The sequence below is a fragment of the Dehalococcoidia bacterium genome, assembly GCA_028711995.1.
Taxonomy (GTDB): Bacteria; Chloroflexota; Dehalococcoidia; order SZUA-161; family SpSt-899; genus JAQTRE01.
In genome coordinates, this window is the sequence record JAQTRE010000045.1 from 1 (window position 1) to 21,288 (window position 21,288).

General features: G+C 52.7%; 17 protein-coding genes, 2 pseudogenes and 1 CRISPR repeat array. Of the genes and pseudogenes, 15 read left to right on the plus strand and 4 right to left on the minus strand.

Going from position 1 to position 21,288, the window contains the following annotated elements; translation table 11 throughout:
• The 5 genes and pseudogenes from PHV74_07895 to PHV74_07915 all read left to right on the plus strand — a co-directional run bounded on the left by PHV74_07895 (position 1) and on the right by PHV74_07915 (position 2,934).
• Positions 1 to 231: pseudogene (locus tag PHV74_07895) on the plus strand (transposase).
• A 191-nt stretch (positions 232 to 422) separates the two neighbouring features.
• Positions 423 to 1,229 (plus strand): MYG1 family protein, encoded by an 807-nt coding sequence (locus PHV74_07900; GenBank protein MDD5094284.1) that lies wholly within the window; start codon positions 423 to 425, stop codon positions 1,227 to 1,229.
• Positions 1,230 to 1,267: 38 nt separating this feature from the next.
• Complete coding sequence (locus PHV74_07905) at positions 1,268 to 1,513, plus strand: DUF3820 family protein (GenBank protein MDD5094285.1); 246 nt, start codon at positions 1,268 to 1,270, stop codon at positions 1,511 to 1,513.
• Between the two features lie 441 nt (positions 1,514 to 1,954).
• Positions 1,955 to 2,359 carry a secondary thiamine-phosphate synthase enzyme YjbQ gene (locus tag PHV74_07910; GenBank protein MDD5094286.1) on the plus strand — a complete coding sequence of 135 codons (405 nt, stop codon included), beginning with the start codon at positions 1,955 to 1,957 and terminating at the stop codon, positions 2,357 to 2,359.
• 20 nt (positions 2,360 to 2,379) lie between these two features.
• On the plus strand, positions 2,380 to 2,934 hold the full coding sequence (locus tag PHV74_07915) for an NUDIX hydrolase (protein MDD5094287.1): 555 nt from the start codon (positions 2,380 to 2,382) through the stop codon (positions 2,932 to 2,934).
• Between the two features lie 93 nt (positions 2,935 to 3,027).
• Here PHV74_07915 and PHV74_07920 read toward each other — a convergent pair whose 3' ends face one another.
• The 4 genes and pseudogenes from PHV74_07920 to PHV74_07935 form a co-directional block, all read right to left on the minus strand.
• Positions 3,028 to 4,803 carry an ATP-binding cassette domain-containing protein gene (locus PHV74_07920; protein ID MDD5094288.1) on the minus strand — a complete coding sequence of 592 codons (1,776 nt, stop codon included), beginning with the start codon at positions 4,801 to 4,803 and terminating at the stop codon, positions 3,028 to 3,030.
• 445 nt (positions 4,804 to 5,248) lie between these two features.
• Positions 5,249 to 5,782: a hypothetical protein gene (locus PHV74_07925; protein ID MDD5094289.1), complete on the minus strand. Its 534-nt coding sequence runs from the start codon at positions 5,780 to 5,782 to the stop codon at positions 5,249 to 5,251.
• Positions 5,763 to 6,539, minus strand: a complete 777-nt coding sequence (locus PHV74_07930; GenBank protein MDD5094290.1) for a ParA family protein — start codon at positions 6,537 to 6,539, stop codon at positions 5,763 to 5,765. Before PHV74_07930 ends, PHV74_07925 begins: the two co-directional genes overlap by 20 nt.
• A 340-nt stretch (positions 6,540 to 6,879) precedes the next feature.
• Positions 6,880 to 7,041 (minus strand): annotated as a pseudogene (locus PHV74_07935) (integrase core domain-containing protein).
• A gap of 587 nt (positions 7,042 to 7,628) precedes the next feature.
• On the opposite strand from PHV74_07935, the gene PHV74_07940 reads away from it, so the two are divergent.
• From PHV74_07940 to cas2, 10 genes are all read left to right on the plus strand, one after another.
• Positions 7,629 to 8,252: a DUF975 family protein gene (locus tag PHV74_07940; GenBank protein ID MDD5094291.1), complete on the plus strand. Its 624-nt coding sequence runs from the start codon at positions 7,629 to 7,631 to the stop codon at positions 8,250 to 8,252.
• Positions 8,253 to 8,367: 115 nt separating this feature from the next.
• Positions 8,368 to 9,468: a DUF4328 domain-containing protein gene (locus PHV74_07945; GenBank protein MDD5094292.1), complete on the plus strand. Its 1,101-nt coding sequence runs from the start codon at positions 8,368 to 8,370 to the stop codon at positions 9,466 to 9,468.
• A 46-nt stretch (positions 9,469 to 9,514) separates the two neighbouring features.
• The gene (locus tag PHV74_07950) at positions 9,515 to 10,327 is read left to right on the plus strand and encodes a hypothetical protein (GenBank protein MDD5094293.1); all 813 of its coding nucleotides are present in this window, start codon (positions 9,515 to 9,517) and stop codon (positions 10,325 to 10,327) included.
• Positions 10,328 to 10,765: 438 nt separating this feature from the next.
• Positions 10,766 to 12,970 carry a CRISPR-associated helicase Cas3' gene (gene cas3 / locus PHV74_07955; GenBank protein MDD5094294.1) on the plus strand — a complete coding sequence of 735 codons (2,205 nt, stop codon included), beginning with the start codon at positions 10,766 to 10,768 and terminating at the stop codon, positions 12,968 to 12,970.
• A 20-nt stretch (positions 12,971 to 12,990) separates the two neighbouring features.
• Entirely contained in the window at positions 12,991 to 13,698 is a 708-nt protein-coding gene (gene cas5c / locus PHV74_07960; GenBank protein MDD5094295.1) for a type I-C CRISPR-associated protein Cas5c, read from the plus strand.
• On the plus strand, positions 13,695 to 15,473 hold the full coding sequence (cas8c, locus tag PHV74_07965; GenBank protein ID MDD5094296.1) for a type I-C CRISPR-associated protein Cas8c/Csd1: 1,779 nt from the start codon (positions 13,695 to 13,697) through the stop codon (positions 15,471 to 15,473). Before cas5c ends, cas8c begins: the two co-directional genes overlap by 4 nt.
• On the plus strand, positions 15,466 to 16,371 hold the full coding sequence (cas7c, locus tag PHV74_07970; protein MDD5094297.1) for a type I-C CRISPR-associated protein Cas7/Csd2: 906 nt from the start codon (positions 15,466 to 15,468) through the stop codon (positions 16,369 to 16,371). The genes cas8c and cas7c overlap by 8 nt, the downstream gene beginning before the upstream one ends.
• Positions 16,372 to 16,385: 14 nt before the next feature.
• Complete coding sequence (cas4, locus tag PHV74_07975) at positions 16,386 to 17,063, plus strand: CRISPR-associated protein Cas4 (protein MDD5094298.1); 678 nt, start codon at positions 16,386 to 16,388, stop codon at positions 17,061 to 17,063.
• Positions 17,060 to 18,091 (plus strand): type I-C CRISPR-associated endonuclease Cas1c, encoded by a 1,032-nt coding sequence (gene cas1c / locus PHV74_07980; protein ID MDD5094299.1) that lies wholly within the window; start codon positions 17,060 to 17,062, stop codon positions 18,089 to 18,091. Before cas4 ends, cas1c begins: the two co-directional genes overlap by 4 nt.
• A 95-nt stretch (positions 18,092 to 18,186) precedes the next feature.
• The gene (gene cas2, locus PHV74_07985; GenBank protein ID MDD5094300.1) at positions 18,187 to 18,477 is read left to right on the plus strand and encodes a CRISPR-associated endonuclease Cas2; all 291 of its coding nucleotides are present in this window, start codon (positions 18,187 to 18,189) and stop codon (positions 18,475 to 18,477) included.
• Between the two features lie 132 nt (positions 18,478 to 18,609).
• Positions 18,610 to 21,085: direct repeats of the CRISPR family, unit length 32 nt; unit sequence GTCGCCCCTCACGCAGGGGCGTGGATTGAAAC.
• The last annotated feature ends 203 nt before the right edge of the window (positions 21,086 to 21,288 follow it).

Here is a 21,288-nt window from a genome sequence, read left to right on the forward strand (position 1 = left end):
AAGGATCACTTTGGTCATGGACAACTTGAACACCCACAAACCGGAGGCTCTCTATGAAACCTTCCCTCCGAAGGTCGCCAAAGCACTCTGGGACAGGTTTGAATTCGTGTACACACCGAAACATGGAGGCTGGTTGAATATGGCGGAAATCGAACTGAACGTTCTTCACCAGCAATGATAGACGACGCCAGAGTAAAATTGAGACGGCTTTATCCATCAATCGTTACGTGACATGACACTAGGGATAGTTTAACCCCATCAGAGCTCATGCCTGCTCTCCATCTGTTCCGTTTCTTCACCCCTTTGTGTGCCCCATTATCGCTGACGATCTACACGCCAAGATACTCAAAGTTCGTGACTCCAACTCTATAGGTGGTATCATTATTGGGAGCAGGTCAATAGAACATAATGGGAAGGTGTCAATGAAAGCACAATTGATCATCACGCACCCTGGCGGTGCACATTTTGATGAGGTGGCAGCCGTCAGCCTGATCCTGGCCGTGTATGCAGACATGGAATTCAGGATCGAGCGGCGCGATCCTGCACCGGCGGAGCTGGATGATCCGGATGTGTGGGTAGTAGATATTGGCGATCGTCATGAGCCGGAAAAGCGTAATTTTGATCATCACCAGTTCTTGGGCTGCCCGGCGGCGTTTGTCCTGCTAGCTGAATACCTGGGGCTTTTGGAGACTATGTCCGTCATGCCATGGTGGCATTTCAAGGACAAGGTTGACCGCTTCGGGCCAGGTAAGGCCTCCATAGAGTACAATGCTGGTGATGCGCTCGTAAACCAAAGCCCGGTGGAAAGCTGGCTGGTAGCCAGATTCGCTTCCGAGCCTGAAGCATCCCTCCCTCTGCTTAAGGCTTTTGGCGCTCATATCATGGAGGAAGCCCGAATACTTAAAAGGCAGATAGATTTTTGGAAAACCAGCTCCAGGCTGGTGATTGCGGGGGTGCCTGCCATGATCGGTGAGACGAGGGAATCGGCCGGGCTAGAGGAGTTTCGCCGCCTGGATGAAAATCCGCCCGATATTGTCATTTCTCTGAACCGCCGCGATAAGGGCTGGCGTCTTTTCCGCTATGACGGAACACCGGTTGATTTTTCCCTGATTTCAGACCGCCCGGAGATTGCTTTCGCTCACAAAAGCGGATTCATGGCCAAAACCAAAGAGCTTCTAACCATAGAAGAACTCATCGCCCTTGTAAGCAAGGCAGTCACGAGTCATTGATTGGTGTATCAGAATTTCGTAAGATTCGTAAGAGAAGAATGGAACAAAATCAGGATCCCACCCCTATTGATCCTCAAATGTTGGTTGAATTGGTATCTGTACGAATGTCTTTCGGCAAATACAGAAATCGCATCCTCTGTGATCTGCCTGAACCTTATCTGGTATGGTTGCACCAGAAAGGTTTCCCTCCAGGAAGAATCGGTGTCCTGTTATCCGTTCTGTATGAGATCAAACTGAACGGATTGGAATATCTTCTGAAGCCAATCAGAAGATATCAGCCGTGAACCAAGCTGTAAAATCTGTACGTCATTCACGTCCGACTTGGTTGATCATCACCTCAATAGATTTCTCGTTTCTTATGACTTCTTCTTTGCTTGCCCTTGACAACTTCTTGCCCTCACTTTCCACACCCAGTGCTCGGCCCAACACCTTTTCAAATCGGGACTAATCACTTATCGCATTAGAACTTATACCGTCCCTCCCACCGGTGACGACGTCCTCACCTTGCAACGGAACGTCCGTGTCTGCATGATTTGGATCGCACTGTTGTGTGTTGAGAATTCAAAGCCTATAATGTTGCATGTCTGGACTGCCGAGTAATGGAAGGTGCAGTAGTCAGTCTCTGGCAGGAGGAGACACGTGTCCATCAAAAGGGCAGATAAAGCTCGAAGTTTTTTTCAATAAGAGGTGTACCCTTGATCGGCAGGGAAATCCGGAGGGGGCAATTGATGCAAAGAATCATTATCCGAACAAAGACAAAGGTGCATTTCAGGGATGTTACTCCAGAAGTCCAGAAGGCCGTGCAATCCAGTGGTGTTGAAAACGGCGTATGTCACATTTTCGTGCCGCACACCACTGCGGGAATAACGTTGAATGAACATGCCGACCCCAGTGTAATGGATGACGTAAGGGAACGGCTTGAAGCGCTGGTACCGGAGAATATTCACTACCAACATGCAGAGGGTAATTCCCCCGCACACGTCAAATCCAGTATGATGGGGAGTTCGGCCACAGTGTTCATAGAAAACAGCCGACTAGTGCTGGGAACATGGCAGGGGATTTTTCTTTGCGAATTCGATGGGCCAAGAGACAGAACGGTAATGATTAAACTAATACCAGACAGGGGTTAGGAAATCAGAGGAAGGTTGGAATGAGAGTCACAAAGGAAGAGGTCGTATTCGAGGGTAAATATTTGAGAATGGTTGAGAAGTCCTTCGAAACTCGGCTAGGAAAGAACCATGTCTGGGAAACGGTGGAGAGGACAACTATCGGCAACAGAGGAGCGGTAGTAGTAGTTGCCTTGACGAAAGAAAGGGAAGTAATTCTAGAGAGAAACTGGAGAGTCCCGGCCGGGTCCTTCGTCATCCAGCTTCCTGCCGGCCTTTCTGATGTGGAAAGGGAGACACAAGAAGAAGCTGCCAGAAGGGAACTACTGGAAGAAACGGGCTATAGAGCCAACAAACTTATCCCCATCATTGTAGCACCCGAAGACCCGGTTTTGACGCCCACGCAACTTAGTCACTTCTTTGCGCCTGGCGTCGAGTTTGCCGAAGAACCGAAAAGCGATACTACCGAACAGATTGAGGTCCTGAAGGTTCCGATTGCCGAACTACGGCATTTTCTCCTGAATCTGCCCGAGAATACGATGCTGGATTTGCGAGTCCCGGGCATAATCTGGATTCTTGAGAGCATGAGATTGATTTGAAGGCAGATGCTATAATAGAGTGCCAATGGCCGTGGCGCAATCAACGGATAGGCCGAGATCAGTCTCGATTTCTCCGAATAGACATCATCGATTTTATATCTCAATTTTGAGTTGTTCGAGTTCTTCCCATCGGGCATAGAGTGCCTCAAGTTCGTTTCTTACGGACTCCAATCTTGCCTTCTTTGTTATCATCTCGAACTTATCCTTCTTGTAGAGATCCGGATCTCCCATAGCCTGGAATAACTCCTTTTGCTCAATCTCGAGTGCTTCAATTGTTTGAGGGAGCAACTCCAGTTCCTTTTGCTGCCTGTATCCGAACTTCGGCCTGGGAGCCTGTTTCGGCTGGCTGTGTCTATTGACCGCCACGGCGTCACTTCGCCGAACTTGCGGTGTGCGCTGCCGCAACCAATCATCATAACCACCGACGTATTCCTTTATCTCGGCATTGCCTTCAAAAGCCAGCGTGCTCGTGACGACGTTGTTGATAAAAGCCCTGTCGTGACTGACCAGTAGAATGGTCCCGTCATATCTCATCAGGAGGTCTTCCAGAATCTCAAGCGTCTCGGTATCCAGATCGTTGGTCGGCTCATCCAGCACCAGGACGTTGGAAGGCCGTGTGAATAGCCGTGCCAGCAACAGTCGATTGCGCTCGCCGCCGGAAAGCAGCGAAACATAGGAGCGCGCCCTGTCGGGCTCAAAAAGGAAATCCTGCAAATATCCAATAATATGGCGGGGCTTGCCGTTGATAATCACTGTGTCCTTGTCCCCGGCTACATTTTGCGCTACGGTCTTGTTCTCGTCCAGTTGCTCGCGCAGTTGATCGAAATAGCTGATCTGTAAATTAGTACCAAAGCGTATGCTTCCGGATGCCGGATGGAGTTCGCCCAGCAGGATTCGCAAAAGGGTCGTCTTGCCACTGCCGTTCGGGCCGATCAGTCCTACCCGATCGCCTTTCATAATCGCAGTGGAAAAGTTCGAGACAACTGGTATGCCGCCATAGCTGAAACTGACGTCTTTAGCCTCAACTACCAGCATGCCGGACCGTTCCGCCTCTTGGGCTTTCATTCTTACGGTTCCGGGGCGCTCCCGTCTTTCGCTGCGTAGCTGGCGCATCCGCTCCAGTTCCCGGACACGCCCTTCATTGCGGACCCGTCTCGCTTTGACTCCGCGCCGGACCCACTGCTCTTCCTTTTCCAGCTTCTTATCGAATAGAGCATTCTGCGCCTGTTCGTTGTCATTGGCTGCACTGCGGCGCTGCAAAAACGTCTCGTAATCGCACGATTGGTCGAACAATCTGCCCCGGTCAATTTCCACGATCCTGGTGGCGATTCTCTGCAAAAACACCCGGTCATGAGTTACCAATATCAGGGCTCCTGCAAACCGTAACAGCATCTCCTCAAGTCGTTTGATCGAATCGATATCCATGTGATTTGTCGGTTCATCAAGTAGAAGCACATCAGGATTTCCGGCTAATGCCTTTGCCACCAGCACCTGTCGCTTGAGACCCGCGGAAAGTGAGCCAAAATCCCACTCGGTATTCAGGCCTAATTGAGAAGTCATCTTATTCACCTGTTGCCGCTTTTCCTCGCCATCTTCGGAGCTATTAAACAACACCTCCAAAACCGTTCCCTGTACTTCTTGAGGCACCATCTGTGAAAGATAGGCAACGCTGATATACTTTTGCATGGCAATGGTGCCAGCGTCCGGTTTGATACTTCCTTCGATCAATTTTAGTAGAGTTGTTTTGCCTGACCCGTTCCTTCCCACCAGGGCGATCTTCTCTCCCTGCTCGACATTTAAGGCAATACCGTCAAAAAGTCGGGTATCTCCAAACGTCAACTCTACGTTCTGAATATTTATATATGCCATTGGGGGTGAACTACCTCCCGGGAAAATACAGCGCTACTTTCTAACAGGAATTGCCCGGATGATCCTGGACAGGATCATCCTATGTCAGTTTCTGAACAATTGTCGCCTTTGGACTCTGCTACCCGCACGCCAATCTTAACGCGCCGGACAGCGGAGGTGTGCAACCCAGTTATCACGATATCGTTTTTGGGGGCATTGACCTTACCCAGTCATTAGCGGCAATATCACTTAGCGTCCGGCCGTTGCTCTAGCATACTCCACCGGTCTCTGTTGATTCAATGAGCTGTGTCGTCTGATTTCGGAGTATCGCCGATGGCATGAGAGTCCATGGGGAGAAACTTCGTGACTATTCTGACAGGTCACATTTCGAGCAAAGGTACAAAAACTGATTGTAGGAACATTGCTTCAATCTGTCCCTTTGGTTTAGCCGTGCCAGGAGTCTTCGTTATTGATCAAGGAGCACTCGCAGGAAGTGGGCGAAATTTTCAACGTCTTCCAATTCGCTTGCTGCCTTTCTAAATTCTATCGCGGCTTCGCCTTGTCCGGCTTCCTGAAAAAGCCTGGCTATTCTCTTCAATAAATCTTGGGCTCTGAGCTTAAGTAAACCATCAATTTCAGACAGGGCCGAAGATAGTTCAGCTATCCTTGCCTCAAGTTGAGCAACTTCCTCGCCCAGCGCCACAGACTTTGAAGCTGGAGATATGAGTTTGTCCTTACCGAATCCCAGCAACTTTAGCTTTGCAGCAAATTCTTCTCTCTCTCTTTCTACCCTGTGTAGCTCTTCCTGCAGCTTTTGAACCAGTTCCTTGTAGCCGCTAATCTGTACCTCAAGCCTGGCCTTCTCAGATTCCAGACGACTTTCGCCTCTTGCTCCGTCTGTCATTGTGTCCTCTCGCTCTTGAGTCACAGACAATAGCCCTCTGATATCTTTGAGCACATCCATATCGGAAACGCTTCTGTCAGGCTTTTTGGGCTTCATGGGCAAGTATCTCCTTTGCCAGATTCCGGTATTCGTCAGCCACTGGCGACTTTGAGGCATAAGAGTTTATCGGCATTTCGTGAAGCGGCCCCTCAGCAAATTTTACATGCCGGTATATGATTGTGGAAAAGACAAGGTCGCCAAAAGTCTGTTGAATGCTATCGGACACCTCCTTGCTCAATCTTGTCCGCCTATCATACATGGTCCTGAGCACACCTTCTACCTTGAGAGATGGGTTCACATCTTCCCTGATGAGGTTGATTATCTGCAGAAGGTGTTTTGCACCGTACAAAGTAAGGGGCTCGCACTGAATGGGTATGAGTACACTATCAGCAGCTGTCAGCGCATTGATAACAAGGAGGCCTAATGTGGGCGGGCAGTCAATGAAGATATAATCAAAATCTTCCTTTAGAGGAGCCAGCTTTTTGCGCAGAGCTTTCTCACGCCCTATCCTCCCCGCCAGCTCTGATTCTGCCATGGCTAAATCTACATGAGATGGGACTATGAGAAAGTTGAGGTTTGACCTCCGTAATATGGTGCTCTTCATATCCACATTGGGGTCAACCAAGACCTGGTGGATAGATTTCTCAACCTGCAAAGGATTAATGCCCATACTGAGCGTAAATGATGCCTGAGGGTCGAGGTCTACGACGAGGACGGTCTTGCCCATATCGCAGAGACTTGCCCCCAAGTTAATGCAAGTGGTAGTCTTCCCTGTTCCGCCTTTGTGCTGGGCTACGGCGATGATTTTCCCCATTTATATTCTCTTATTCAAGCTAAGATGGTTGCTAAGTGGCAGGACTCTAACTCAACAGATTCCCAAGGCTATCCCTTTGACTGGAATAACCACTACCCGTAGTGGTGGTCATTCTGCCAAAAAGAAGTGCGGAAATGGCCATATCAAAACTCAGACGCGAAACTCTCGCCAATTTCAGAAACGCGGGTTCTGATCAATTCCATCACTTAACCGACACCCATGGTCACGACCACGTCACAACTGTGAACGAACGCTATCACAGAGACGCTCTCAGTATCCACGTGCTTGTCGGGATTGACATGCCCCCGATCATAGTGCCAGTGACCAAGCAAGGGATGGACTACCATGCCGGATGGTCAAGGAAACCGGTTGGCCGATATTTCAGAGAGCTGAGCGATCTGACCTGATTGTATTCCTTCTTCCACTCCGCAATCAATACCTTGACTTCGGTTAATGTGGTAAAGATATCCAGGTTGAGGCGCTCGTCCCGCAGCTTGCCATTAGATGGGCACCCTCGCCCGTACGATTCATCAACTTGCCCTTCTTTAATTGGCAAAACATCCACGGGAGAACAATATTGAATATCTGATGGTCACAAAGTGTTTGCGGAATATGTGGCATGGCTTGATGCGACGTATCCGCCACCGTCGAGATGCCAACTGCGAGCCATCTGTCTGGCCGGGGCGATGAAAATACTGGAGCTGTAAAAAATACTGAGGTATTCCCCTTCATATCCGGGATCAGGACTGTTGGCTGCCGCCTGAGTCTACAAAACTCGGCTCTGTCTAATCCAGCGGGAACTCCCCATCTGTGAATCCGGGTGCGAGCCTTATCCCCATCTTGCGAAAGGTGGATGATGCGGTTCTACTCCGAAATACAAAGCAGTCGCCATCTGGGAAGAAATGTACTTACGAAAGCAACCCAATGGGTCCTTGACATGACCGACCTTTCGGTTTATCGTACTCTTAAATCTTTGAATCACTACCTATTACCTAATCGAACGGGAATGAGATGTACTGCACGTCATGTGGAAAGCAGATTCCTGACAACAGCAAATTCTGTCCCTACTGCGGAAATCAAAGCCCGGAAATGACCCTTGGGACGCATGAGCCCACGGGAGGGCAACTTGCCAACAAGGACATCATGGCGGAGGCCAGAATTTCCCTCAGTGGACGTTGGTGGCTGGCCGTTGGAACAGCGGCCGTATTGCTGATCATACTGGTCGCAGCCGATTTTCTCTGGATAGCTGCACTTGTGATAACCGGCCCCATGTATGTTGGTTGGGCTGCATTCAGTCTAGCCATTTCCAGAAGTCAAGAGGCTCGGCTGGCCCAGATATTTGGAGGGTTCAACCGTTTCTTGGTAGCCTTGGGAGCGTACTGGCTCTACTTCATCATCGTCCTGTTGTGGAGTATTCTTCTGATCGTCCCCGGAGTCATCGCAGCCCTGTCCTATTCACAGATATACTTCATCATCGCAAATGATAGATCGATTGGTCCCATGCAAGCCATGAGAAAGAGCAAGGAAATAATGGGGGGCCATCGATGGAAGCTATTCTGCCTTCTATTGCGGTTCATCGGTTGGTTCTTGCTTTGCATCCTGACCCTTGGAATAGGATTCCTCTGGTTAATTCCTTACATCACGGTCAGTTGTGCTCGATTCTATGACGACATAAACATGGAACGAGAGCCCGTTTCTATGTGGTCGCCGTGAAACCCGTGAAGAGTGCTGCGCCGGTCGAAGAGGCAGTGGCAGTTTCAGAACCACCCAGCGTCGAAAACGCCCGAAAAACCATATCGGACCGAACGATAATCTGGCAGGAGGATTGATGCAGGCCAATCGAAGCTATCCAGAGAGAATGCCACGGTACGTGTCACGTCCCATCATGCACCCCTTTGAGTCTGGTCATCTCAGGGCTCAATGGGCCACTATTCTTTTCGCCATACTTGGGGTTGTCTCTCTGATATTAATAGTCTCCACCTTTGCCGAATTAGGTTTGATCCAGAAACTCATCGATGGCCAACATGTCTCTCAGAGTGATCTGGACGCCAGCGATGACAGACAAAGACTCATTAATGGAATGCTTCTGCTATTCTATTTTGTGTCCGCTGTTGTGTTCCTCATGTGGATACACAGGGCGCACAGGAACCTTCCTTCACTCCACGCACGAGGGTTGAGGTTCTCTCCAGGTTGGGCGATAGGCTGGTTCTTCGTCCCCATCTTCTCGTTGTTTCGCCCCTATCAGGTGATGTCTGAGATATGGAGGGGAAGTGATCCAGACACTGATCCCAAGAATGCCACAGCCTGGGAGAATTCGCCAGTATCGCCCTTGGTAGGATGGTGGTGGGCACTTTTCCTAGCATCCATGATAGTGGGGAATGTCGTACTTCGCCTTGCGTTTAACGCTGAAGAGCCGTCTTCTTTGATCTATACACAGACCGAATACCTTAATTACCTGAAAGACTACAGAACTCAAGACTATATGTACATAATGGGCCATTGCATAGACATTGTAGGGATTGTGTTGGTCATAGGGCTGGTGAGGGCAGTGGATCAGCGTCAACAGCGGAGGTACGCAAAACTGACAAGCCTTTCGGCCATCGTTTCAGAAGGCGAAAAGGCCACATTCACAGGTGCGGATGGTGGGGAGTTGAATTGCTGCCCTCAGTGCGGCAAGGGCGTGCCACCTAACTGGAGATTCTGTTTCCATTGTGGGCTTGACCTCACCGATGCTCAAATGCAGAGCAGTCTGCAATCACGGGGCATGGCGGGCTCCGAGGCTGCCACGGATCAATCGGAGTCAACAGGAACCGAAAGCGAAAGCCTCCTACAGCCATTCTCATGCCCTCATTGTCGGATACCTGCTGACCGTGACTGGGAATTCTGCCCGAATTGTGGTGAAAACCTCATCGAGAAGCGCAGGACATAAGTAGGCAGCTTAGGCTCAGTGGCAGGGGATGTGTTTAAGAACGAGGATGAAAGACTTCAACGGTGTTCATTCCCAAATTAGGGTGAATGCGAGGTTCTGTTGGCCAGTGTTCCTGATATATGCGGGGACAGTACTGGTTATCGTTGCTTGCACACTTGGATGTGATGCCATTTCAGATATACTGTCCCAGAATGACAACGAGTATCGGGGGTATTATTTCGGACTGGTCAAGTTCGACGATGGCATTTCGGTGGGAAATGGTTGCTACGATGATGTTGGGGGGCTCATAGTTCTGATAAATAACCAAGCCGCCAAAAATCCCACATATGCGGAGCTACTAGAGTTCTTGCGTGACGATAAGACTGACGCTTTTCCTTACACGGATGTTCCTGAAGCAGAGGCTCTGTATTATAGATCGCCAGAGGATAGTGTAGCCTTGGACAGCATCAAGGCCATAATTGATCGCAAAGCCACACCCAAACCCCCAAAAATATGCGCAGATTTTGCCGAGAGACTTCACAACAATGCCGAGATTGCTGGCATAAGATGTGGATACATCAGCCTGTGTATGAACAGCAATAGTAATCCAGAGGGCTCGGGTATGTCTTGCAAATTGGGCCATGCCTGCAATGTGTTTGAGACAACGGACAAGGGGTTAATAGTCATAGATGATACAGGCAGTGTGGACAGTGACGGCCCTCCAAATGGGGATATGGTCATCGATGTACTGGAAGTCGGGAAACAATATCGACCCAGATTCCTATTTCCTGATGGAGAGTGGTCGGTCTCAGCAGGGGCAACGGTTACAGATATCTCTGTCACTTGGGATGGAGCGTGGAACAGCAGTTGGCTGAGATAGAGACCTGACAAACCAGTGGAACAACCAGGATGGATGACTGATGAAAGCGCGTCTTTGGAATGCAGCAGCACTCCTGAGTGCGTAGGATCATTGAAGATGATTTCCCAGACCACGGTATTTTGAGAAATCCGGGGTATCTACTGAGCGCAAACCTTCTCCACATCAATGGCCAGGGGCACAGCCCGACCATGCGTTCATCCTTGATATGAAGGCATCTGTGCTCCAATAAGGGAACGCGATTCCCCGTAGCCACCAAAGTCACGAAATCGGACGTCTCATAAGGACTATTCATTTCCGCCAAACATTCGGCATTTCAAGAATAGCGCTCGTCTCCGCATCAATCACCATTGCGGGACCCACTCCAACGGCGTAGAATACCCGTAGTCCCTTGATCTCAAAGCGGTCCACGTTTACCTTTCGCCTGAGAGATGAATGCAAATGGCATCAGAGTTTCCCGAACCCCTAGCTCACATCTCAGAAGATGGCAAACCCCATCTCCTCATTGACCACCTGAGAAGCACGGCTCAAACAGCCGCTGAGTTTGCCGCTGAGTTTGGCTGTGCCGAGTGGGGATACATGGCGGGACTGTGGCACGATTTTGGAAAGTACTCTATCAAGTTTCAGCAATACATTCGGGCTGTCAATGGCATTGATGCCCATCTGGAGGGGAAGACAGGGCGGGTTGATCACTCCACGGCGGGAGGCTTGCATGCAATCGATACGTTCGGGATGCAAGGGCGTCTGTTGTCTTATCTGATCGCTGGGCACCATGCGGGGCTACCCGATTGGGAAGCCGATAGAACCGGAAATGCGGCCCTCTCTCAAAGGCTGAAAAACGTGGCGTTGCTGGATTCCGCCCGTGAAAGCAGTATTCCGGCTGACATTCTCAATTCGTCTTTACCGAAGGATCGGCCCAAACCGGGCGCTGATCCCGCCCTTTGGATTCGCCTTCTCTTTTCCTGCGTGGTGGATGCGGATTTTCTGGACGCCGAAGCATTCTTTGAACCGGACAGAGCCGTCTTGCGCGGTGACTACCGGGAGCTTTCCGAACTGCTGGCCCGGTTTTCAGATTACATGCAGAAGAAGCAATCAACCGCAGCCGATACAAAGGTCAACCGGGTTCGGTCACGCGTGTTTGCCCAGTGCATCGCCAAGGCAGCGGAACCGCCCGGCATCTATACCCTGACTGTCCCGACCGGCGGCGGCAAAACACTTTCATCAATGGCATTCGCTTTGCATCACGCCACAAAGTATAACAAACGCCGCATCATCTATGTGATCCCCTACACCAGCATTATCGAACAGACCGCCGACCAGTTCCGGGCGATCTTCGGCGACGCGGTCGTCGAGCACCACTCGAATCTCGATGTCACAGACGAGACGAGGGACAATCCCCGAAGTCGTCTGGCTTGTGAGAACTGGGATGCGCCGGTCATCGTTACCACCTCGGTTCAGTTCTTTGAATCGCTATTTGCCAGCCGCACCAGTCGCTGCCGCAAACTGCACAACATCGTCAACAGTGTGGTGATCCTCGATGAAGCCCAGCTTCTGCCGCCGGATTTTCTCAATCCGATTCTGCATGTTCTCCGAGAGCTTCAGAAAAACTACCGTGTCACACTGCTTCTGACCACGGCTACTCAACCTGCGCTCGGGCCGCAACCTCAATGGGGGTTTGCCGGATTGCCGGATACGAAAGAGATTGTGGCCGATCCCGTGGAACTGCATGACCATCTCAAGCGCGTTGAAATCACGATTCCATACGGTCTAGAGGATCCCAAAAGCTGGGACGAGTTGGCAGTTGAGCTGGCCCAACACCCGACGGTTCTGTGCATCGTTAATCGCCGTGATGACTGCCGACTTCTGTGGGAGAAAATGCCGGAAGGAACGTTTCATCTTTCAGCGCTCATGTGCGGCGCGCATCGTTCCGGCAAAATAGCCGAAATCAAACAGCGCCTCAAAGAGGGTATTCCGACGCGAGTCATCAGCACCCAACTGGTGGAAGCCGGTGTTGATGTGGATTTCCCGGTGGTCTATCGCGGGGTGGCGGGACTCGATTCCGTTGCCCAGGCAGCGGGGCGGTGCAACCGGGAAGGGTTGAGGGAGAAAGGAATGGTCATGATATTTTCCCCGCCATCGAAAGTCCCTCCCGGTCACTTGCGGCAGGCAGCGGAGATCGGGCGGCGGCTGATGACACAAGAGTGCCCTGATATCCTTGCCCCTGATCGATTTGAAGAATTCTTCAAGGAATTCTATTGGCTTCAAGGACCGAATCTGGACAAGCACGGGATATTGACCGATCTGCGAATGAGTAACGATTTTCGGTGCAGTTTCCGCACAGCGGCCCAGAACTTCCACCTCATCGACGAAACGCAGCAGGCTCCAGTCATCGTCGCCTATCGAGAGGGAGCCGCCTTGATCGAAATACTGGAACGAGACAAGCCGGACCGGCGGCTGATGCGAAAGCTGCAACGTTTTGTGGTCAACCTCCCCCGATACCTGCACGCCAGATTGCTCTCAGAGGGAGCATTGCGTGAACCGCATCCCGGCATCTACGTGCAAGGGCACGGGGCTCTCTATCATGAAGACCTCGGTTTTCGCCCGGATAAATCAATCGTCTATGAACCCGATGAATTGATGTGTTAATTAAGACGGAAGGAGGAACCATGGAGGAAATCCCAAAAAGAAGCCGTACCATGCGGCTGCGGGCCTGGGGGCCAAACGCCTGTTTCACCCGGCCCGAGATGAAAGTGGAACGGGTTTCCTACGATGTGATGACGCCCTCAGCGGCGCGCGGCATTCTGGAAGCCATCCACTGGAAACCGGCCATCCGCTGGCAGGTGGAGCGGATCGACGTACTGAAACCGATTCGCTGGGAATCGGTGCGGCGAAACGAAATTGGCCATGTCATGGCTGCTTCAAAGGGTATCTTTATCGATGACATAGGAAACGACGGGAAACCGAAATATCGTCTGCAGCGGGCCGGACTTCTCTTGCGGGATGTAGACTACATCGTTCACGCCCATTTCGAGATGACCGATCAGGTCGGGACAGAGGACACCGTGGTCAAGCATGAGCAGATGTTCTGGCGTCGGGCTGAGAAAGGGCAAGCATTTCATCGCCCCTATTTTGGCTGCCGCGAATTTGCCGCCGATTTTGCTCTTGTCCCGGATGCTCAGGCGTTGCCGGAACCAGTCAACGAAAACCGTGAGCTGGGTTACATGCTCCATGACATCTGCCACGACAATACTCCAAACGAGAGCGGCTCCCCCCATTTCTGCAACGAGAAATGCCAGCCGCGTTTCTTCAAGGCAGCGCTCAAAGGCGGACGGCTAAAGGTCCCGCCACTGAACAGCAGAGAGGTGCGCGCATGATTCTGCAGGCGTTGTTAGCATACTATCGGCGATTAGCTGAAGAAGGCGGCATTGCTCCCCAAGGTTTCAAGAAGGTGGAAATCCCTTTCCTCATCATTCTCAATAACCACGGGGGATTTGCAGGACTGCAAGACACTCGGACGCAGGTCGGGAAAAAGCTTGTGGCTCGTTCGTTTGTTGTCCCAGCGGAGCAGGGTCGTTCCGGTTCAAAATCATGGCAAACAGCCAACCTACTGTGGGATCACTATGGATATGTGTTGGGTTGGCCCAAGGCAGATAGCGATGCCAACAGGGAAATGGCCCGCAAGCAGCACCAGACATTTGTGGCGAAGATCAAGAGCCTCCATGAACGATTCCAGGAAGACAAGGAGATTGACGCTGTCCATCGATTCCTGGCGGCTGGAGATTTCACATCGATACTCTCCGATCCCTTGTGGCCCGAGTGTGCCAAGATTTCTGGCTGCAACCTGTCCTTCCGCATTGAAGAACGGTTGAGGCTTGTTTGCGAGAACGAGAATGTTGGCACCTACGTGTCCTCTGCATTCGATGCGGCATCAGATGATGCGGATGATATCTCCACACAGGCGGTATTGGAAGGCATGTGTCTCATCAGCGGCGAATACGGTTTGATTGCACGTCTCCATCACAGAACGCCGATTCCGGGAGCCAAGAGCAATGCCAAAATAGTCTCGTTCCAGAAGAACATGGGGTTCGACTCGTATGGCAAGCTACAGAGCTACAATGCTCCAGTCGGTGAAAAGGCGATGTTCGGCTACACGACGGCACTCAACCACATGCTGGCCAGAAGTTCCCGCCAAAAACTTCAGGTTGGTGATGCCACCACTGTCTTTTGGGCGGAGAGAAAACACGGCTTTGAGGGTGCCTTCGCTGACATCTTCGGCGAACCGGCCAAGGGAGAACCGGAGCAGGATTACAAGAGCCTGATCGCTCTGTTCCGTTCTCCTGAAACGGGTGCGAGACCAGAACTTGATCCCACCACCCGGTTTTTCGTTCTGGGGCTGGCTCCCAATGCGGCCCGGATTTCCGTTCGCTTCTGGTGGGCCGGGACCGTCGGCGAGATCGCCGAGAATATCGGTCAGCATTTCGATGATCTGGAGACGATCAAAGGCCCGAAGGAATGGCGGCGGATCACCTTGAAAAGCCTCTTGCGCTCCACAGCCCTGCAGGAGAAGGACGACAACGTTTCTCCCAATCTGGCGGGGGATACCATGAAAGCCATTCTCGCGGGTACTCCCTACCCTCAAACGCTTCTGGCTTCGGCCATTCGCCGCTGTCGAGCCGAACAGTCGGTCCACTACACGCGCGTCGCACTCATCAAGGCGATATTGACCCGAGAAACGAGATACTACAAGCGAAACCATAAGGAGGTCGCCATGTCATTGGACATCACCAATACCAATCCCGGCTACCTGCTGGGACGGCTCTTTGCGGTCCTGGAGAAGATTCAAGAAGAAGCCAGCCCCGGCATCAACGCTACAATCCGGGATCGATTCTATGGTGCTGCGTCCGGTACGCCCGTTACAGCATTTCCTCAGCTGATGAAGCTCAAGAATCATCACCTCGCGAAGCTGGAAAACCGCGGGAGGGCGGTGAACCTGGAAAAGCAGATCGGAGAGATCGTGGATAAGCTGGATGCCGGTGATTCGTTCCCATCTCACCTGAGCCTCCCCGATCAGGGGCGCTTTGCCGTCGGCTACTATCACCAGCGGCAGGCTTTTTTCACCAAAAAAGAAAAGGAGGAACAAAATGGCTAATCCTATCAATAACCGTTATGACTTTGTTTTGCTGTTCGATGTCAAGGATGGCAATCCCAATGGAGACCCCGATGCCGGGAATCTGCCCCGTGTCGACCCGGAGACCGGTAACGGGCTGGTGACGGATGTGTGTCTGAAGCGCAAGGTGCGCAACTTCGTCCAGTTGGCACAAGAAGGGGTGCCCAGCTATGACATATTTGTAAAGGAGAGGGCTATTCTCAATAAGCAAATACGAGAAGCCTATGAGTCTTTGGGAATTGACCTTTCCGAACCGCCCAAAGATGAAAAGGATGGTGAAAAACGCAAAACAAAAGGAGCGGCTCAAGGTAGCGAGGTGAACAGAGGACGCGCACATATGTGCGCTAGTTATTTTGATGTGCGCACTTTTGGGGCAGTCATGAGTACCGGACCTAACGCCGGCCAGGTTAGAGGTCCGGTACAACTAACATTTTCACGCTCTGTGGACCCCGTCGTTTCACTTGAGCATTCCCTTACTGTGTGTGCAGCACGCAAAGAGGAACGACCAATCGAAGAGCAAATAGGTATTCAAGGAAGAAAACACACCATTTCTTATGGTCTCTATCGATGTCACGGGTTCGTTTCCCCTGCACTGGCAGCACAGACCGGATTCAATGAGAACGATCTGAGTCTTTTCTGGGATGCTCTCAAGATGATGTTTGAGCATGATCATTCGGCAGCCAGAGGGGAAATGGCTACCCGAAAGCTGATTGTTTTTAAGCATGGGACACCACTGGGAAATGCTCCGTCTCATCAACTCTTCGACATGGTGAACGTGGCAAATAGAAAGGCTCCGCCTCGCGGTTTTACTGATTACACCGTAACAGTCCCCGGACAGTCGGACATGCCGCAGGGAGTGGAAGTCATCGAAATGATATAGAGGCACTAATTAGAATGTACACAGAAGACGAACTCCTGCCCATCTCAGCGTTGCAGCATCTGGTTTTCTGCGAGCGACAGTGGGGGCTGATTCACCTGGAACAGGTCTGGGAAGAGAACCGCCTGACCGTCCAGGGAGACCTGCTGCACAACCGGGCCGATGAAGCGGAAACCGAGGTCCGACCCAATCTGCGCATCGCTCGCGGGTTGCGGTTGCGGTCATTGCGGCTTGGGCTCTCGGGAATAGCAGACGTGGTGGAGTTCCATAGGGCGAAAACAGGGGAGGAATCGTTCGGCATTTCTCTGGAAGGCGTGTCGGGACTGTGGAAACCCTTGATCGTTGAGTACAAGCGAGGCAAGCCCAAGATTGGCCGGGAGGATGAGGTGCAACTCTGCGCTCAGGCGATCTGTCTGGAAGAGATGCTCCAGGCGACGATACCGTCGGCCGCGTTCTTCTACGGGCAGCCCCGCCGTCGTTATGATGTGGCTCTCGACGCCGAACTCCGCGCCAAAACCGAGTCGATGAGCCAGAGATTGCACCAACTGACGCAGGCGGGGAAGACCCCTGTAGTTGAGTACAGTAAGAAATGCCGGAGCTGTTCGCTGGTGGAAATCTGCCTCCCTAAAGTGACCGGCAAGAAGGGGGATGTCGGAAGCTACCTCAAGAAGGCAATCGCCGAGGCGGGACAATGAAACATCTCTTAAATACCCTCTACGTCACGACTCAGGGAGCATATCTGGCCAAGGAGGGTGAGACGGTTCTGGTTCGAGTCGAGGGCGAAACCCGGCTTCAGGTGCCGATTCATACTCTCGGCAATATCGTCTGCTTCGGGCAGGTTTCGATGAGCCCTTTTCTGATGGGGCTTTGCGGGGAGCGCAATGTGGCTGTTTCCTTTCTCACCGAACGCGGTCGCTTTCTGGCCAGAGTTCAGGGTCCGGTTTCAGGCAATGTGCTATTGCGCCGGGAACAGTATCGCCGGGCAGACGATCCCGAAACGGCGGCCGAGATGGCGCGGGTGATGGTCATAGCCAAGATCGCCAACTGCCGTACCGTTCTGCTGCGCGCCATTCGCAGCCGACCGGAAGACACCGCCACAGGTACGCTGGCCGAGGCTGCAGAAGGATTGCGCCAACACCTACAGGAGCTAACCGCACCAGTTTCTCTGGAAACGGTCCGGGGGAAGGAAGGAGACGCTGCTCGTAAGTATTTCAGCGTCTTTGACCACCTGATCACCGTGCAGAAGGAAGATTTCTTTTTCAGGGAACGCTCACGGCGTCCGCCACTGGATAACATCAACGCGCTGCTTTCTTTTCTGTACACTCTGCTGGCTCATGATATGCGAGCGGCGCTGGAAGGAGTCGGCCTTGACCCCGCCGTGGGATTCCTGCATCGGGACCGTCCGGGGCGTTCCGGGCTGGCGCTGGACATGATGGAAGAATTGAGACCGTATCTGGCCGACCGTTTGGCGCTCTCGCTGGTCAACCTTCAGCAGGTGAAGGGTAAAGGATTCCGCAGGACCGAGACTGGCGCGGTGATGATGGATGATGAAACCCGAAAGGAGGTCCTGATGGCTTATCAGAAACGCAAGCAGGAGGAAATCACACATCCGTTTCTGGGAGAGAAGATCGCCATCGGTCTTCTGCCTCATTGCCAGGCACTGCTGATGGCTCGCTGTCTGCGGGGAGACCTGGATGGCTATCCACCCTTTGTCTGGCGCTAACTCTGCTTCCCCCTTTCGCAAAGGGGGACTGAGGGGGATTTAGCCCCACGCACCTTAACAACTGACGACTGATAACGTTGAAGAGGGAAGCGACAATGATGGTTCTGGTGACTTATGACGTAAGCACGGAGACGCCGGAGGGAGGCAAGCGTCTGAGAAGGGTGGCCAAAACATGCAAAAACCATGGCCAGCGGGTTCAGAAATCGGTGTTTGAGTGTGTGGTGGACCCGGCTCACTGGACTCGCTTTCGAGCTGGGCTGATCGAAATCATCAGGGAGGATCAGGACAGTCTGCGATTCTATTTTCTGGGGAAGAACTGGAAGACTCGAGTGGAACATATTGGGGTCAATCCCGGATACGACCCGGAGGGTCCGCTGGTGGTTTGAAAGGTGTACGCCAACCCCGAGCGGACACAAACTCACGCCTACGGTTGGCGAGCTTCGGGGAAATTGAATTCATATCTGGAGGGCTTGGAGGTGAAGAGAAGCAATTGAGATGTTTTTGTAGCTAAACATACGGTCGCCCCTCACGCAGGGGCGTGGATTGAAACACCGATGCCCACGCCACAGCACCCGTTACCTATGGTCGCCCCTCACGCAGGGGCGTGGATTGAAACCAAGCCTTCGCCATTCTGAGGCTTAACCGGGCTTTGTCGCCCCTCACGCAGGGGCGTGGATTGAAACTTGGCTGGCTTCATGCTCCTGATCGGCATGGGCGGTCGCCCCTCACGCAGGGGCGTGGATTGAAACTTTTGGGGATTGTCCGGGATTTGATAACTTGCCGGTCGCCCCTCACGCAGGGGCGTGGATTGAAACGGATCGATCCCAGTCCTCCCCGCCAGCAACCCCACGTCGCCCCTCACGCAGGGGCGTGGATTGAAACAGCGGGTATCGGATATCGTCAACGCCGGGGATGGTCGCCCCTCACGCAGGGGCGTGGATTGAAACGGATCGATCCCAGTCCTCCCCGCCAGCAACCCCAGTCGCCCCTCACGCAGGGGCGTGGATTGAAACACTGATGGGGCCATACTTGGCATATACGGAAATGGTCGCCCCTCACGCAGGGGCGTGGATTGAAACTTGTTGGTTCCCGGCGCAAGTTGTGTTGCGAATGTGGTCGCCCCTCACGCAGGGGCGTGGATTGAAACTGATCCGGGACAAGCAGGGGTTGACTCCAGATGAGTCGCCCCTCACGCAGGGGCGTGGATTGAAACTTCCTGGATATTCACGGTATAGCCGTAGAGACATAGTCGCCCCTCACGCAGGGGCGTGGATTGAAACTAACAGAGAAGTGGGTAATCTAATGGCAGAGCGTGTCGCCCCTCACGCAGGGGCGTGGATTGAAACTTGCTGGAGTGTCCTGGAGTGGCTTTCAACTCGGTCGCCCCTCACGCAGGGGCGTGGATTGAAACACATTCTGCGATTGGAACCCGGTCTCTGAATTCTGGGTCGCCCCTCACGCAGGGGCGTGGATTGAAACCCGGAAGGCGAAGCCGAATATTTTGAGCAACTCCTGTCGCCCCTCACGCAGGGGCGTGGATTGAAACTGTGAGCTTCAGGGGTTGCCCCGGTCTTTTGATGTCGCCCCTCACGCAGGGGCGTGGATTGAAACATTCGCTGTTCTTACCATCTGGTGCCGATAACAGTCGCCCCTCACGCAGGGGCGTGGATTGAAACTGGTATTGCAAAGTGGACAAGTTCCGCAACTTCAGTCGCCCCTCACGCAGGGGCGTGGATTGAAACTTGATATCGTCTGTTTTGTAGCCATAGGTTCCAGTCGCCCCTCACGCAGGGGCGTGGATTGAAACCTTGAGGACCTCGATTTTCTCGCCTATGTCGTCGTCGCCCCTCACGCAGGGGCGTGGATTGAAACCGTCCAGCGCAGACACAAAGCGGACGGTGGATGGTCGCCCCTCACGCAGGGGCGTGGATTGAAACGGAATACATGCGAAGAATGCCGAGAGAAAAAGATAGTCGCCCCTCACGCAGGGGCGTGGATTGAAACAGGAACAGTGTGTGGCGCGCAGAGTATACCAAGCGGTCGCCCCTCACGCAGGGGCGTGGATTGAAACATGAAACTAATGGAAAACTGGAATGGGTATCAAGTCGCCCCTCACGCAGGGGCGTGGATTGAAACACTGCGCGACAGATATTGACCAGCACGACAAAAGTCGCCCCTCACGCAGGGGCGTGGATTGAAACTCTCAATAACAGAGTACGACAATCTATATTATCCAGTCGCCCCTCACGCAGGGGCGTGGATTGAAACCTTGAAGTCGTTTATATCCCAGATAAACCCTGAGGTCGCCCCTCACGCAGGGGCGTGGATTGAAACATGCAATACGCAATCGAAAAGTACATGGATGAGGTCGCCCCTCACGCAGGGGCGTGGATTGAAACATGGCAGCAGAAGTATTGACAGACCTTATGGCTGAGTCGCCCCTCACGCAGGGGCGTGGATTGAAACTATCGAGTGCGCGACGTGTGCGGATGCAACAAGCTGGTCGCCCCTCACGCAGGGGCGTGGATTGAAACCCTTTGGTGCGCAGCCTGACCGGGGCTCTGGGCAGTCGCCCCTCACGCAGGGGCGTGGATTGAAACAAAAAGGCTTTGGCGTGGGCCTCTGACGAGCAGGTCGCCCCTCACGCAGGGGCGTGGATTGAAACTGTAACGTCCCAGCAGTAGTGTCCTGAACATATAGTCGCCCCTCACGCAGGGGCGTGGATTGAAACCGCATAATATCCTACTGTGCTAGTTACCCCATAAAGTCGCCCCTCACGCAGGGGCGTGGATTGAAACCGTCTGCTATTACCTGAGCCAACCGACGCTTAGGTCGCCCCTCACGCAGGGGCGTGGATTGAAACCGTCTGCTATTACCTGAGCCAACCGACGCTTAGGTCGCCCCTCACGCAGGGGCGTGGATTGAAACAATGAATCTCATTCGGGGTATGAACATTTAGGAGGTCGCCCCTCACGCAGGGGCGTGGATTGAAACAGAACTGCCTTGTCAAGCTGGTCATCCAGGGCTTACTGCTTGCATTTGGTTGGAATTGCTCCAGCCCTCCCCCCCTATTCGTACGTTTGCTTCTGCTTTAATGGGCTTGAGGTGAGATATGAACGAAGATAAAGTAACCTGCCAGCATTGTGGATCATCGGCGGTAACCAAGTATGGGCATTACAAGGGAGTGCCAAGATACT

Coding starts and splice junctions, on each gene's coding strand:
- cas2 (MDD5094300.1), top strand. CDS start 18,187: ATGATGGTTCTGGTGACTTATGACGTAAGCACGGAGACGCCGGAGGGA.
- PHV74_07930 (MDD5094290.1), bottom strand. CDS start 6,539: ATGGGGAAAATCATCGCCGTAGCCCAGCACAAAGGCGGAACAGGGAAG.
- PHV74_07945 (MDD5094292.1), top strand. CDS start 8,368: ATGCAGGCCAATCGAAGCTATCCAGAGAGAATGCCACGGTACGTGTCA.
- PHV74_07905 (MDD5094285.1), top strand. CDS start 1,268: ATGGAACAAAATCAGGATCCCACCCCTATTGATCCTCAAATGTTGGTT.
- cas8c (MDD5094296.1), top strand. CDS start 13,695: ATGATTCTGCAGGCGTTGTTAGCATACTATCGGCGATTAGCTGAAGAA.
- PHV74_07920 (MDD5094288.1), bottom strand. CDS start 4,803: ATGGCATATATAAATATTCAGAACGTAGAGTTGACGTTTGGAGATACC.
- PHV74_07900 (MDD5094284.1), top strand. CDS start 423: ATGAAAGCACAATTGATCATCACGCACCCTGGCGGTGCACATTTTGAT.
- cas5c (MDD5094295.1), top strand. CDS start 12,991: ATGGAGGAAATCCCAAAAAGAAGCCGTACCATGCGGCTGCGGGCCTGG.
- PHV74_07925 (MDD5094289.1), bottom strand. CDS start 5,782: ATGAAGCCCAAAAAGCCTGACAGAAGCGTTTCCGATATGGATGTGCTC.
- cas7c (MDD5094297.1), top strand. CDS start 15,466: ATGGCTAATCCTATCAATAACCGTTATGACTTTGTTTTGCTGTTCGAT.
- PHV74_07915 (MDD5094287.1), top strand. CDS start 2,380: ATGAGAGTCACAAAGGAAGAGGTCGTATTCGAGGGTAAATATTTGAGA.
- cas1c (MDD5094299.1), top strand. CDS start 17,060: ATGAAACATCTCTTAAATACCCTCTACGTCACGACTCAGGGAGCATAT.
- PHV74_07950 (MDD5094293.1), top strand. CDS start 9,515: ATGAAAGACTTCAACGGTGTTCATTCCCAAATTAGGGTGAATGCGAGG.
- cas3 (MDD5094294.1), top strand. CDS start 10,766: ATGGCATCAGAGTTTCCCGAACCCCTAGCTCACATCTCAGAAGATGGC.
- PHV74_07940 (MDD5094291.1), top strand. CDS start 7,629: ATGACCCTTGGGACGCATGAGCCCACGGGAGGGCAACTTGCCAACAAG.
- cas4 (MDD5094298.1), top strand. CDS start 16,386: ATGTACACAGAAGACGAACTCCTGCCCATCTCAGCGTTGCAGCATCTG.